At 71.1% G+C, this 13,176-nt stretch carries 13 protein-coding genes; 5 read left to right on the forward strand and 8 right to left on the reverse strand.

Annotated features, from left to right (window positions below):
- Nucleotides 1–56: 56 nt before the first annotated feature.
- From ACFFF6_RS00425 to ACFFF6_RS00435, 3 genes are read right to left on the reverse strand one after another with little or no spacing between them, the layout of a single operon-like run.
- The gene (locus tag ACFFF6_RS00425) at nt 57–971 is read right to left on the reverse strand and encodes a carbohydrate ABC transporter permease (RefSeq protein WP_376977186.1); all 915 of its coding nucleotides are present in this window, start codon (nt 969–971) and stop codon (nt 57–59) included.
- Entirely contained in the window at nt 968–1,852 is an 885-nt protein-coding gene (locus tag ACFFF6_RS00430; protein ID WP_376977188.1) for a carbohydrate ABC transporter permease, read from the reverse strand. The genes ACFFF6_RS00425 and ACFFF6_RS00430 overlap by 4 nt, the downstream gene beginning before the upstream one ends.
- Entirely contained in the window at nt 1,849–3,204 is a 1,356-nt protein-coding gene (locus ACFFF6_RS00435) for an ABC transporter substrate-binding protein (protein WP_376977190.1), read from the reverse strand. Before ACFFF6_RS00435 ends, ACFFF6_RS00430 begins: the two co-directional genes overlap by 4 nt.
- A gap of 152 nt (nt 3,205–3,356) precedes the next feature.
- On the opposite strand from ACFFF6_RS00435, the gene ACFFF6_RS00440 reads away from it, so the two are divergent.
- A complete protein-coding gene (locus ACFFF6_RS00440; protein ID WP_376977192.1) occupies nt 3,357–4,835 on the forward strand; it encodes a S10 family peptidase in 1,479 nt (492 codons plus the stop codon).
- A gap of 81 nt (nt 4,836–4,916) precedes the next feature.
- Here ACFFF6_RS00440 and ACFFF6_RS00445 read toward each other — a convergent pair whose 3' ends face one another.
- From ACFFF6_RS00445 to ACFFF6_RS00455, 3 genes are read right to left on the reverse strand one after another with little or no spacing between them, the layout of a single operon-like run.
- Nucleotides 4,917–5,393: a GNAT family N-acetyltransferase gene (locus tag ACFFF6_RS00445; RefSeq protein WP_376977194.1), complete on the reverse strand. Its 477-nt coding sequence runs from the start codon at nt 5,391–5,393 to the stop codon at nt 4,917–4,919.
- 37 nt (nt 5,394–5,430) lie between these two features.
- Nucleotides 5,431–5,922 carry a hypothetical protein gene (locus ACFFF6_RS00450; RefSeq protein ID WP_376977196.1) on the reverse strand — a complete coding sequence of 164 codons (492 nt, stop codon included), beginning with the start codon at nt 5,920–5,922 and terminating at the stop codon, nt 5,431–5,433.
- Entirely contained in the window at nt 5,919–7,223 is a 1,305-nt protein-coding gene (locus tag ACFFF6_RS00455; protein ID WP_376977197.1) for a serpin family protein, read from the reverse strand. The genes ACFFF6_RS00450 and ACFFF6_RS00455 overlap by 4 nt, the downstream gene beginning before the upstream one ends.
- A 100-nt stretch (nt 7,224–7,323) precedes the next feature.
- Here ACFFF6_RS00455 and ACFFF6_RS00460 point away from each other — a divergent pair, with 100 nt between their 5' ends.
- Both ACFFF6_RS00460 and ACFFF6_RS00465 read left to right on the forward strand, forming a co-directional pair.
- Nucleotides 7,324–8,517, forward strand: coding sequence for a cytochrome P450 (locus ACFFF6_RS00460; protein ID WP_376977199.1), 1,194 nt, complete (start codon nt 7,324–7,326; stop codon nt 8,515–8,517).
- Nucleotides 8,518–8,591: 74 nt separating this feature from the next.
- Nucleotides 8,592–8,729, forward strand: a complete 138-nt coding sequence (locus ACFFF6_RS00465) for a hypothetical protein (RefSeq protein WP_376977201.1) — start codon at nt 8,592–8,594, stop codon at nt 8,727–8,729.
- A 30-nt stretch (nt 8,730–8,759) separates the two neighbouring features.
- Here the strand turns inward: ACFFF6_RS00465 and ACFFF6_RS00470 are convergent, their stop codons facing one another.
- Together ACFFF6_RS00470 and ACFFF6_RS00475 are read right to left on the reverse strand one after the other, a co-directional pair.
- Nucleotides 8,760–9,536, reverse strand: coding sequence for a TSUP family transporter (locus ACFFF6_RS00470; protein ID WP_376977202.1), 777 nt, complete (start codon nt 9,534–9,536; stop codon nt 8,760–8,762).
- Complete coding sequence (locus ACFFF6_RS00475; protein WP_376977551.1) at nt 9,533–10,825, reverse strand: MFS transporter; 1,293 nt, start codon at nt 10,823–10,825, stop codon at nt 9,533–9,535. The genes ACFFF6_RS00470 and ACFFF6_RS00475 overlap by 4 nt, the downstream gene beginning before the upstream one ends.
- A 322-nt stretch (nt 10,826–11,147) precedes the next feature.
- Here ACFFF6_RS00475 and ACFFF6_RS00480 point away from each other — a divergent pair, with 322 nt between their 5' ends.
- Both ACFFF6_RS00480 and ACFFF6_RS00485 read left to right on the forward strand, forming a co-directional pair.
- The gene (locus ACFFF6_RS00480) at nt 11,148–12,848 is read left to right on the forward strand and encodes a sodium:solute symporter family protein (protein ID WP_376977204.1); all 1,701 of its coding nucleotides are present in this window, start codon (nt 11,148–11,150) and stop codon (nt 12,846–12,848) included.
- 18 nt (nt 12,849–12,866) lie between these two features.
- Nucleotides 12,867–13,175, forward strand: a complete 309-nt coding sequence (locus ACFFF6_RS00485; RefSeq protein WP_376977206.1) for a hypothetical protein — start codon at nt 12,867–12,869, stop codon at nt 13,173–13,175.
- The last annotated feature ends 1 nt before the right edge of the window (nt 13,176 follow it).

A 13,176-nucleotide genomic window follows, 5' to 3' on the forward strand; every position in this document is an offset into this window, starting at 1 on the left:
AGAGCATCTGAACCGGAACCGCCCATCGAACGGGACGGAGCCCGAGATCGGTGCCGCTACCCCTTGACCGACCCCTCCGTGAGGCCGCCGCGCCAGAAGCGCTGCAGGACCAGGATGAGGATCGCCAGCGGGATCACCGACAGCAGCGCTCCGCCGATCGTGAGCTGGAAGAACTCCGGCAGACGGTCGGTCTGGGCCCGCCAGTTGTCCAGCCCCAGCGTGATCGGGTACAGGTTCTCGTCCGCGAGCATGACCAGCGGCAGGAAGTAGTTGTTCCAGATGCCGACGAACTGGAACAGCACGATCGTGACGATCGCCGGGGTCAGCTGGCGCAGCGCGATCGAGTGGAAGATCCGCAGCTCTCCCGCGCCGTCGATCCGCCCGGCCTCGAGGACCTCGTCGGGCACCGCGGCGCCCGCATAGATCCGCGCGAGGAACAGGCCGAAGGGGCTCACCAGCGAGGGGATCAGCACCGACCAGTACGTGTTGGTCAGGCCCACGGCGCTGAACAGGAAGAACAGCGGCAGGGCCGTCGCCGTGCCGGGGACCAGCACACCGCCCAGGACCATGGCGAACACGAGGTTCTTCCCGCGGAAGCGGTACTTCGCGAGCGCGTACCCGCCGGCGACCGCGAAGTAGGTCGCGAGCACCGCGCCCACCCCGGAGTAGAGCAGCGAGTTCAGGGCCCAGCGGCTGAAGATGCCGCCGCGGGCGGTGAGCACCGCCTTGAGGTTGTCGAAGAGCTGGAACTGGTGGCCGAACCAGAACCCGCTCGTGCCGAACAGGTCCTCCGTCGACTTCGAGGCGTTGACGATCACCCAGTACACGGGGACCAGGAAGTAGATCGCGACGATCGCGAGGACGGCGGTGACGATGATCGTGACGGCAGGCTTCCGGCCGGCGGACCGGGTCCCGGCCCGTCCGTCGTCCTGGGCGGCGCGGGAGCGCGCCGGGGCGGGGGTGGTGGTCATGACTTCTTCTCCGTCCGCGAGGAGATCCCCAGCGCGATCGCGGAGAGGATGAACGCCGAGACCGCGATGATGACGGCCTGCGCGGCGGCCATCCCGATCTCGTTGTACTGGAAGGCGTACGCGTAGGCGGACATGTTCGGGGTGTACTCGGTGGTGATGCCGGAGCTCATCGTCATGAGCAGGCGCGGCTCCGCGAACAGCTGCAGGGTGCCGATGATCGAGAAGATGATCGTCAGCACGAGGGCGGGCCGGATCAGCGGCAGCTGGATCGAGCGGACGATCCGCATCGGCCCGGCTCCGTCGATGGTCGCCGCCTCGTACAGCTCCTTCGGGATCGATTTGAGCTGGGCGATGATGATGAGCATGTTGTAGCCCGTGTAGGTCCAGGTCACGATGTTCGCGATCGACCAGAGCACGACGCCGGGAGCGAGGAAGTCGACGTCGATCCCGACGATCCCGAGCACGTCCACGATCGGGCTCAGGCCCGGGATGTACAGGAAGGACCACAGGATGGTCGCGATCACGCCGGGGATGCCGTAGGGCAGGAAGAACGAGGAGCGGAAGAAGCCGGGCCACTTCGCGCTCGCGCTCTCCAGCAGCAGGGCGAGCACCGTCGCGGCGACGATCATGACGGTCACCTGCACGACGCCGAACAGGATCATCCGCCCGATGGAGGCGAGGAAGTTGACGTTGCTGAGCGCCGCGACGTAGTTGTCCAGGCCCGCGAAGACGGAGGCGCTGCCCGCCTCGCCCAGCAGGCCGCTGCGCTCGACGCGGGTGAAGCTGTAGCCGATCGCCATGATGATCGGGATGACCATCGTGCCCACGAACAGGACGAGGAACGGGGCCAGCAGGACCCAGGGAGCTGACTTGGTCCTCATGATCCGGCCTCCACGTTCAGTCCGATTCCCTGCATGATCTCGATGATCGTGCCCTGGGTGTCGCCCAGCAGGTCGACCATGGTGATCTCCTTGTTCACGACCCGGGTCATGTTGTCGCCGATCGCGGCCATCGCCCGCTGCATGAGCGGCGCCCAGGTCCAGTCGAGGTTCTGTCCCGCGGCCATCGGCACGATGACCTCCTCGTTGTAGCTCTGCCCCGAGAAGAACTCGGAGGGCTGCAGCCGCTTCTGGCCGATGTAGTCCTTCGCCGGGGACCAGCCGATCCCGGAGAACTCGATCATGGCGTCGATGCCGGCGGGGTCGGTGCACATCCAGGTGAGGAACTCGAGGGCCTCCGCGGGGTGCTGCGAGTTCGCGAGGATCGCGGCGGAGGATCCTCCGTGGCCGCCGGAGGCGTATCCGTCCTCCCAGCGGGGCATCGGCGCGACGGCCCATCGTCCGGAGCCGCCGGGCACGGACTCGATGAGCGCGTCGCCCCAGGAACCGCCGATGAAGCCGAGCACCTGGTCGTCGCCCGCCGCTGCCATCCACGGGGTGGTGGCGAAGCCGAATCCGGTGTCGATCGTGCCGTCGGCGAGGACCTGGTCCCAGTACTCGGCGACGCGGAGCGAGGCGGGGTCCTGCATGTCGATGATCCAGCCGTCCCCCTCGGGCCGGAACCAGACGGCCCCGGACTGCATCGCCCACATGACGGGATGGGAGCCGTCGGTCGGGTCGAGGGTCATCAGGGTCTTGCCGGCCTCGGTGACCTGCTGCGCGGCGGTGCGGAAGTCCTCCCAGCTGGTGGGCGGGGCGATGCCGAGCTCCCCCTCGAAGACCTCGCGGTTGTAGAAGAAGGCGCAGGGCCCGGTGTCCTGGGGGACGCCCCACACGGAACCGCCGATCTGCGCCTGGGCCCACGCCCCGGGGTCGAACAGCGGCTCCTTCTCGGCGAAGCCGTAGCGGGCGAGGTCGGTGAGCGCTCCCGCGAGCGCGAACTCCGGCAGGGAGCGCAGCTCGACCTGGGCGATGTCGGGCCCGCCGCCGGCGGAGACGGCGGAGAGGATCTTCGCGTAGCCGCCCGAGTTGCCTCCGGGGATCCAGGACGTCTCCACGGTGATGCGGTCCTGGCTCTTGTTGAACACGTCCGCGACCTTGTCGAGGTCCTTGAGCCACGCCCAGTAGGTGACCGTGACCTTCCCGTCCGCGGCGGGGATGGTGGGCTTCGCGTTGATGTTCGCGGTCCCGGGCGGCGCGCAGGCCGCCAATCCTGCGGCGAGGGCCGTGGCCCCGCCCATCATCGCCCCGCGGCGGGACATGCCCGCGGTGGCTGAACGTCTGCGAGGTCGCATGCGTCCTCACCTCTCCTCGTCGAACTCGGGCACAGCACCGACCACCGTACAGGACGTGATGGGCCCCATAGAGTGGGGGCAGGATCGCGGGACGCATCCCGCCCACCAGCCCCGATGCGGCCGCCTGGCCGCCCATCCGCCGAGAGGACCCCATGACCGACCAGAGCACCCGCACCACCGCCGATGCCGCCGCCCGGGACGGCGCCGAGAAGCCCGAGCCCGCCGACCGCATGTCGGTGACCGCGCATGTCCTCGAGCTGCCGGACGGACCGCTGTCCTACACCGCGCACACGGGCACGACGGTGCTGCGCGAGGAGCCCTCCGGGGACGGCTACCAGCGGGCGGAGGCGTACGCGGAGGTGTTCTCCGTCAGCTACGTGGCCTCCGGTCGTGGGGATCAGCGGCCGGTCGTGTTCGCCTTCAACGGCGGACCGGGTGCCTCGACGGTGTGGCTGCACCTGGGCCTGTTCGGGCCGCGGCGCGTGGACTCCGGGGACGCGGGTGCGCTGACCCCTCCGCCCTTCGGGCTGCTCGACAACCACGAGACGCTGCTGCGCGAGGCGGATCTGGTGATGGTCGATGCGATGACGACCGGCTACTCCCGCCCCGCGCCGGGGGCGAAGCCCGACCGCCACCACGGCTTCGCCGAGGACCGCGATCTGATCGCCTCCTTCGTCGTGGACTGGCTGAGCCGGCACGAGCGCTGGCACTCCCCGCTGTTCCTGGCGGGCGAGTCCTACGGCACGACCCGCGCCTCCGCGGTCGCGGGACGCCTCACGGACCGCTACTACGTGGTGCCCAGCGGGATCGCGCTGATCTCCCCGGTCCTCGATTTCGGGACCGTGTTCTTCACGCCGGGGAACGACGCTCCGTACCTGCACTACCTGCCGACGTACGCGGCGATCGCGCACGCCCATGGCAAGCATGAGGGTCGTCTGCTGCAGGACGTCGTCGACGAGGCGGAGGCGTTCGCGGAGCAGCAGTATCCGCAGCTGCTCGCGCAGGGCCTGCGCCTGGGCGAGGAGGAGAAGCGGGCGGCGGCGGAGACCATCGGCTCCCTGATCGGCGTGGATCCGGAGTGGGTCGAGCGGGTGGACCTGCGCGTGGAGCACATGGCCTTCCTCGCGGAGCTGCAGCGGGACCGCGGCCTGGTGACCGGCCGGATCGACGGCCGCTTCAGCGCTCCGGCGGGTGATGGGATCGGCGCGCAGATGGAGACGGACCCGTCGATCGACCAGCTCGCACCCGCCTACACCGCCGGCATCAACCAGTACCTGCGCACCGAGCTCGAGTTCAGCAGCGACGTGGTCTACGAGATCATGTCCTCCCGCGTGCACCCGTGGAGCTACAAGGACTTCGAGAACCGGTCGGTCGAGGTCGCCTCGGACCTCGCGCGGGTGCTGCGGAAGTCGCCGTCCACGCGAGTCTTCGTCGCCCACGGCTACCACGACGCGGCGACGCCCTTCCACGCCTCCGAGCACGTCCTCGCGCATCTGGCGGTGCCGCGGGAGACCTACGAGCAGCGGATCCGCGTCGAGGACTACGAGGCCGGGCACATGATGTACTGCCACGAGCCGAGCCGTCTGGCCCTGTCCGCCCATCTCGCGCAGTGGGTGCGCGGCGACGACTGAGGTCGCAGGCGGACCTGCCGCAGAATCCGACCGCCGGGGAACTCATCGGCCGCGCCGAACGAGTCCCCCGGCGGTCGACTCTCACGCCTCCTCGACAGCGGCCCGGGGGCGCAGCATCGGGACGTGGGGGATGCCGTCCTCGAGGTAGGGGTCCCCATCGCGGAGGAAGCCGAAGCGGCGATACCAGCCCTCGAGGTGGGCCTGGGCGTGCAGGCCGATAGGCGAGCCCGCATCGCACCGGCCGATGCCGTGCTCGAGCAGGCGGGCGGCGAGTCCGCGGCCCCGGGCGTCGGCCGCGGTCGCGACCCGGCCGATCACCGGTCGTGCGCCGTCGGCGCCGAGGATCCGGATCGTCGCGAGGACGCGCCGCGGCGCCCCGCCCTCCGCTCCGTCCTCGATCCACAGGTGCACCGTCCCCGGCAGCAGGTCCTGTCCGTCGAGCTCCGGGTAGGGGCACTCCTGCTCGACGACGAACACGTCGGTCCGCAGCCGCAGCAGCGCGTAGAGCTGCGCCGGGGCGAGATCGGGGCCGCGGCGGACCCTGATGGGGACAGGCATCTGGCCAGGATAGGGGCAGGCCGCGTCATCCACCGCCCTAGAGACCCAGGAAGATCGCCAGAGCCTTCACGCCGATCATGAGGAGCGGAAGCTTCCACAGCACGCCGATCACGGCACGCGCGATGATCCGATGCCGACGTCCGGACCTGTCCTTGCTCAGCTCGTCCTCCGCAAGAGCGATGTGGAGCATCGTGACCGGAACAGCCATGACCGCCGTGAGGATCCCCCAGAAGATCCAATCGGACTCCGTGACGGACCGGATCACGTACTCCATGTACCGAGCGGGATCGCCGCGCGACACCTGCACCGTGTTCATCAGGCCGAGAGCGCCGAACCCGGCGAGCAGGAGCCCGATGCGGAGCCGGATCCAGGGCATTCCCGCAGACCAGTCCCGAGCCCAGAGGAATCGCTGCCCGAGGGACGTCCCGCGTGGAGCGAGCAGCAGGCTGAGCGTGAGCGAGGCCAGGATCGCCAGGGCTCCCAGGACCACGAGGCCCGTGCTGAGGAGCTCCACGGCGGCTTCGCTCACCCCTGCCCCGCCGGGTCCGCGACGAGGGCGACGACGAGCGGGGCGAGGGTCGCCGTGGAGATCGCGAGGGCGACATAGGGGACGTCGAGGGTGAGGGTCAGCGGATCGATCTGGGCGGAGGTGACCTCGACGAGGGCGGCGGTCGCGGCCGCGGCTTCCATGCCCTTCTCGTCCACGACCATCGTGGCCTTCTGCAGCACCTGGGACAGCGCGATCCCGCCGGCGCCCACGATGCCGGTGAAATCGGCGGCGTCGCCGAAGGCGTCGGTCATCCCGAGCCCGGCGAGGACGTCGCCGAGCGAGAGCCGCGAGTCGAGGTCGAGGACGGGCATCGTCAGCGCGACGGTGTCGGCCCCGGCGACCACCTCGACGAGCAGGGCGGTGAGGATCGTCGGATCCTCCGTCCATGCCTGCAGGAGCGCGGGCAGGCCGGCGCTCGGCCGGACCAGCACGAGCCCCAGGTCGCGGTCCGCGGTCGGCAGCAGCGTCGCCTGCGCATACGTGTCCTCGTACCAGCCCGATGCCTTCCCGGCGAGCATCGGCACCGGCACGTCGCCTCCCTCGGCGTGGAAGGTCACCGGTCCTGCGTCGGTCAGCGGGGCGTGCCAGGCGCCGCGCAGGTGCAGGGCATTGACGAGGGCGAGGACCGTGGCCTCGGTGAGCGCGCCTTCCGGCACGAGGTCCTCGATCATCCCCTCGGTCGCCTCGGAGACGAACGCGTTCATCGCCTCCCGCGCGGCTTCTCGGCCCTCCTCCTGCGCGAAGTCCGCGGTGCGGATCCCGGCGTCGAGGTACCGGGCGAGGTCGTCGAGGTAGGGGCGCCGCACATCGAGCCCCTCGGCGAGCCAGACGCCACTCGCGAGGGACGCGGAGTCGGGATCGGGCAGGTCCTCCTCCTCGCCGCTGCGCTCCTGGGTGGGGATCGCGGCGAGGCTCGTGCGCAGGATCGTGGAGAGCTCGGCGAGCTGGTCCATCGGGGCGCCGAGGACCTCCTCCATCTGGCTGCGCGTCGTCCCCTGCGCGCCGAGGCCCGCCATGGTGAGGGCCACGAGCGCGGAGGTCGGGGAGCAGACGAGGTTCGCCGTCCCCGCGGCCTCGAGCGCGGCGGGCAGGAGCGCGGCCGTGAAGGGGCTGAGCGCGCCGTGGGCCTGCGAGACGGGTCCCGGCTCGAGCGGCGTGACCTCGGAGCGGGCATCCTCTCCCCCGCCCCCGGAGCCGGCGTCGTCGCAGGATGCGAGGGCCGCCCCCGCGGGGAGCGCGGCGGCCAGGGACAGGAGGGCGCGTCTGCTCGGTGCGTTCATGCGACCCATCCAACACCACCGCCCCGCGACCTGGGCTCGGACCGTGCGGCCGGGACCGAGGTCCCGCGCCCCGGGACGATGCCCCGCCTACGGTGCGAGCATGTCGACTCCCCGGATCTCGCTCGATGGCCTCGAACCCCGCAGCATCACCGACGAGCAGCGCGCTGTGGCGCCCCTCGCCCGCAGCGAGGACGGCACGTGGGTGGTGCTCGGGCATGCCGAGGCGCGGCGCGTGGTCGAGGACGCGGAGGCGTTCTCCTCCGCGGTCTCCCGCTTCCTGCAGGTCCCCAACGGCCTGGACGGGACGGAGCATGCGGCCGTCCGCGCCGCGACCGATCGCTTCTTCGCCCCGGAGGCGATGGCGCGGCTCGAGCCGGTGCTCGTGCGGATCGCCCGTGGCCTCGTCGCGGAGCTGCTCGAGGACGTGCCCGGGACGGGTACGGAGGTCGACGCGGTCGCGGCGATCGGTGCCGTCTTCGCGGTGCGCGCCCAGACGGCCTGGCTGGGCTGGCCCGCGGCGCTCGAGCCGGAGCTGCTGGCCTGGATGTCGCAGAACCATGAGGCCACGCGTTCCGGGGACCTCGCCGGCACCGCGGCGGCGGCGGAGCGCTTCGACGAGATCATCCGCTCCGTGCTCGCCCCGCGCCGGGCACTCGGCTCCGAGGATCCGGGCGATGTGACCGCGCAGCTCATGCGCGTGCGCGTCGCCCTCCCAGACCCGGACACCCCGGGGGCGGTGGACCGCCTGTTCACCGAGGAGGAGCTCGTCTCGGTCCTGCGGAACTGGACGGGCGGGGACCTCGGCTCGATCGCCCTGTGCCTGGGGGTGATCCTGCGGGAGCTCGCGCATCGGCCCGTCCTCGCGACGCGCCTGCGGACGGGCTCCGCGGCGGAGGCGACGGCGATCATCGACGAGCTGCTGCGGATCGACGACCCCTTCGTGGCGAACCGGCGGGTGGCCCGCTGCCCGGTGCGGATCGGCGAGGAGGAGATCGCCGCCGGGGACCGGGTGCTCGTGCACTGGACCTCGGCGAACCGCGACGAGAGGGTCTTCGGGCGGGCCGATTCCGTCGACCCGGCGGCCCATGCGTCCGCGAACCTCGTCTACGGCGCCGGCCCCCATGCGTGCCCGGGCCGCCCGCTCGCGACCCTCGAGCTGCGCGTCCTGGTGCGGGAGCTCCTCGCCGCGGCCGATGCGCGACCCGCCGAGGAGCCCGGGGAACGGGAGATCGCCCCTCTGGGCGGCTGGGCCCATGCACCGGTGGTGCTGGTCCCCCGGTCGGTCACGGGCTGATCGGCTGACGCGCGCGCGGAGGCCCTGTACGCTGAGCAGGGATCGCAGTCGGTGACGCAGGAGGGGAGCGCACGATGGAATCCTTGGGACTGAACGGCTGGGAGGTCATCCCGCTGCTGCTCACGGTCGGCCTGCCGGTGCTGGCGACGGGTGGGATCCTCTGGATCGCCGTCCAGCTGACCCGCATGGCCCGCCGTCGGAAGCAGGACTGAGACGCGGGACCGAGGGCGCCTGCGGCCCGGTCAGACGAGCAGGTAGCCGGCGCCCAGCACCGTGAGGATCACGACCGCCCACTCGAAGGCTCTCTGGCTGATGCGCTGGGCGATGAGTCGTCCGCCGAGGCCTCCCAGCAGCACGAGGGGCACCAGGATCAGGTCCAGCAGCAGCGAGGTCGGGGTGATGATGCCGAGGCCGATGCTGAAGGGCAGCTTGGCGAGGTTCACGGTCGCGAAGAACCAGGCCGAGGTGCCGAGGAATGCTTTGACCGGGAACTTCGCGGCCAGGAAGTACATCGACATGACCGGGCCCGCGGCGTTGGCGACCATCGTCGTGAATCCGCCGAGCCCGCCGTAGGTCCAGGCCGCGAGTCCTCCGCCGCCGGGCGCCTCGGCCGCGTCCTCCTGCCGCGCCGCCGCGGTGGATCGGGCGGCGCGCCAGCGCCGCAGCAGGGTCACGGCGATCACCATGAGCAGCAGCGCCCCGATGCCGCGACGCACCCAGGCATCGGAGGCCAGCGCCAGGAAGCCCCAGCCGGCGACCAGGCCGAGCACGACGGCCGGAGCCATCCTCAGGATGACCCGCCAGTCGGCGTGGCGGCGATAGGCCAGCAACGCCATCATGTCGCCGACGATCAGCAGCACCAGCAGGGCGCCCGTGGACGCCTTCGCCGGCAGCACGGAGGCGAACATCGCCACGGCGATCGTGCCCGCGCCGGGGACCGCGGTCTTCGACAGCCCCACCACGAGCGCTCCGGCGGCGAGGACGGTCCACACCAGCGGGGTCAGCTCGGCGAGGTTCATACGAGGGCCTCCCCGCGGCGCTCGGGCAGGCAGAAGGCGGCGCAGGCGGCGATCGCGAAGGCCGCCGCGATCACGCCGAAGGCCGCGGCGATCCCGCTCGCGGCGACCACGACGGGCACCATGATCGGCGCGATGATCGAGGCGAGGCGGCCGAAGCCGGCTGCCGCGCCGCTGCCCGTGCCGCGCACCCGCGTCGGGTAGATCTCGGGGCTGATCGCGTACAGCGCGCCCCAGGCGCCCAGGTTGAAGAAGGACAGCAGGCAGCCGGCGGCGATGATGGCCGCGGGGCTGTCGGCCACCCCGAACAGCATCGCGGAGCCGGCGGAGCCGAGCAGGAACACGCACAGCGTCCAGCGCCGCCCGATCACCTCGATCAGCCAGGAGCTGACCGCGTAGCCGGGCAGCTGCGCGAGGGTGATGATGAGCGTGAAGGTGAAGGACCTCGTGAGGTCGTATCCGCGCTCGACCAGCAGCGAGGGGATCCAGATGAAGGCGCCGTAGTAGGAGAGGTTCACGCAGAACCAGACGATCCACAGGGCGGCGGTGCGTCCCCGCAGGGCCGCGGACCAGATGCTCGCGCGCCCGGCGGCGGGCTCCGCGGCGGGGCCCGCATCGGTGCCGGTCCGTGCGGCCTCCTGCAGGCTCGGAGCGGGGACGCCCGCGGACTCCTCGAGCGCGCGGACGGTGCGCTCGGCCTCCTCGTGCCGACCCCGCGACTCGAGGTAGCGGACGGATTCCGGCATCTTCCAGCGGATCACGAGGGCGTAGAGGGCGGGCGCCGCGCCCAGCAGGAGCGCCCAGCGCCAGCCCGCATCGGAGGCGGCGACGACATAGGTGCCCACGACGGCGGCGAGGATCCAGCCCAGGGCCCAGAACGCCTCGAGCCACACGATGACGCGGCCGCGGATGCGCCGCGGCGCGAACTCGCTCATGAGCGTCGAGGCGACCGGCAGCTCCGCCCCCAGGCCGAGGCCCACCACGACGCGCAGCACGATCAGCATGACCAGGCCGGTGGACAGGGCCGACGCTCCGGTCGCGAGCCCGTACACGAGCAGGGTCAGGGCGAAGACCTGGCGGCGGCCGATCCGGTCGGCGAGCAGCCCGCCGAGCACGGCGCCGAGCGCCATCCCCGCGAAGCCGGCCGAGGCGATCAGCGACCGCTCCCCCATGCCGAGGTCCCAGTGGACCGCGAGCGCCGCGATCACGAAGGAGATGAGCCCGACGTCCATCGCATCGAGCGCCCAGCCGATGCCGCTCGCGCCCAGCATCCTCCAATGCCGCGGCGACATGGGCAGCTCGTCGAGCCGCTCGGTGCGGGAGCGCACGCGCTCAGCGTGCACGGGGATGCTCACGGGGGTCCTCCTGGACGGGCGTGGACGGCGGCGACGACCGGCGGGCGGTGCCGCCGGGCACCTGCGGCACCGCCGGAGGGCCGCTGGGAATCCTACTCCCCGCGGCGCCGCGGGGCCGCGCCCGCCCGCCTCCCGGCAGCCGCGGCCGAGTGGTAGCGTGATCGACCCCGGCACCCCCAGGCCGCCCGGACGTCCCGCGTCCCCTTCCCGCACCCCGGACCCGCACGGCCTCTTCCCCTCTCCCCGAAGGAACGCCGTCATGGTCTCCATCCGTCTGGACGCGCAATGGATCGACTACCTGGTCATCGCGCTCTACTTCGCATTCGTCCTCGGCGTCGGCTGGTGGGCGAAGCGCGGAGTCTCCTCCTCGATCGAGTTCTTCCTCTCCGGCCGCTCCCTGCCCGCCTGGGTCACCGGCCTCGCCTTCATCTCCGCGAACCTCGGCGCCGTCGAGATCATGGGCATGTCCGCGACGGGCGCCCAGTACGGGCTGCCCACGATGCACTACTTCTGGGTAGGCGCGATCCCCGCCATGCTGTTCCTGGGCGTGGTGATGATGCCGTTCTACTACGGCTCCAAGGTCCGTTCCGTCCCCGAGTTCATGCGCATGCGCTTCGGCACCGGCGCGCACCTGGTCAACGCGATCTCCTTCGCGGTCGCGCAGCTGCTCATCGCGGGCGTGAACCTGGCGCTGCTGGCGACGATCGTGAACCGCCTGCTGGGCTGGCCGATGTGGGTGGGGCTCATCCTCGCCGCGGCCTTCGTGCTGTTCTACATCACCGTCGGCGGGCTCTCCGCCGCGATCTACAACGAAGTGCTGCAGTTCTTCGTGATCGTCGCGGCGCTGCTGCCGCTGACGCTCGTGGGCCTGCACCGCGTGGGCGGCTGGAGCGGCCTGAAGGAGCGGATCGCGGGCGATGGCATGCTGGGCGCCCAGCAGCTGTCGACCTGGCCGGGCGAGCAGCTCTCCGGCTTCCAGAACCCGTTCCTCAGCGTGGTGGGGATCGTGTTCGGCCTCGGCTTCGTGCTGTCCTTCGGCTACTGGACCACGAACTTCGTCGAGGTCCAGCGTGCGATGGCATCCAAGAACATCACCGCCGCCCGGATGACGCCCATCATCGGCGCGTTCCCGAAGATGTTCATCCCCTTCATCGTCATCATCCCCGGCATGATCGCCGCGGTCCTCGTGAACGAGCTCGCGGAGTTCAAGCGCTACGACTTCGCCGGGGACACCGCCGCGGCCGATGCCACCGGCGTCACCTACAACGACGCCCTCCTGCTGCTGATGCGGGACGTGCTCCCCAACGGCCTGCTGGGCCTCGCGATCGCGGGTCTGCTGGCCGCGTTCATGGCGGGCATGGCCGCGAACATCTCCGCCTTCAACACAGTGGTCAGCTACGACCTGTGGCAGCAGTACGTGAAGAAGGATGCCCCCGATGCGCACTACCTGAAGGTGGGGCGGGTCGCGACGCTGCTGGCCTGCATCATCGCGATCTTCACCGCGCTCATCGCCGCCTCGTTCTCGAACCTGATGGACTACCTGCAGACGCTGTTCGGCTTCTTCAACGCGCCGCTGTTCGCGACCTTCATCCTCGGCATGTTCTGGAAGCGGATGACGCCGACAGCCGGCTGGGCGGGCCTCGTCTCCGGCACCCTCGCCGCGGTCGCGGTGTGGTCCGCCTCGGAGTTCGGGGGCCTGTTCAGCCTGGGCGGCGGGCAGGGCCTCGCCTTCCTCTCCGCCTCGGTCGCCTTCGTGACCGACATCCTCGTCTCCGTCGTGGTCACGCAGTTCACCGCCCCGAAGCCGGTGCACGAGCTGCGCGGTCTGGTCTACTCCGAGACGCCGAAGACGCAGCTGGTCGACCCGGACGAGGAGTCGCTGCCCTTCTACCGCCGCCCCGTGCCGATGGCCCTCCTCGCGCTCGCGATGGTCATCGCCCTCAACGTCGCCTTCGCCTGATCGCGAGGAGGAACCCTCATGAGCACCGCAGATCACATCCCGCCGAGCTCGCACGTCGAGACCGCGGGCGCCTTCGACATCCGCCGCTTCATCGCCGCGCTGACCGGCCTGTACGGCCTGATCCTCACGGCGCTGGGCCTGTTCGCCTTCGACGCCGCCGAATCCGCGAAGACCGACGGGCTGAACGCGAACCTGTGGGCGGGCATCGCGCTGATCGTCTTCTCGGCCCTGTTCTTCGCGTGGGCGAAGCTCGACCCGATCCGCATGATCGTCTCCGACAACGAGCCCGGCGCCGAGGACGAGCGGGACATCGCCGCCGTCGACTGAG

The organism is Brachybacterium hainanense (assembly GCF_042434575.1).
Lineage (GTDB): Bacteria > Actinomycetota > Actinomycetes > Actinomycetales > Dermabacteraceae > Brachybacterium > Brachybacterium hainanense.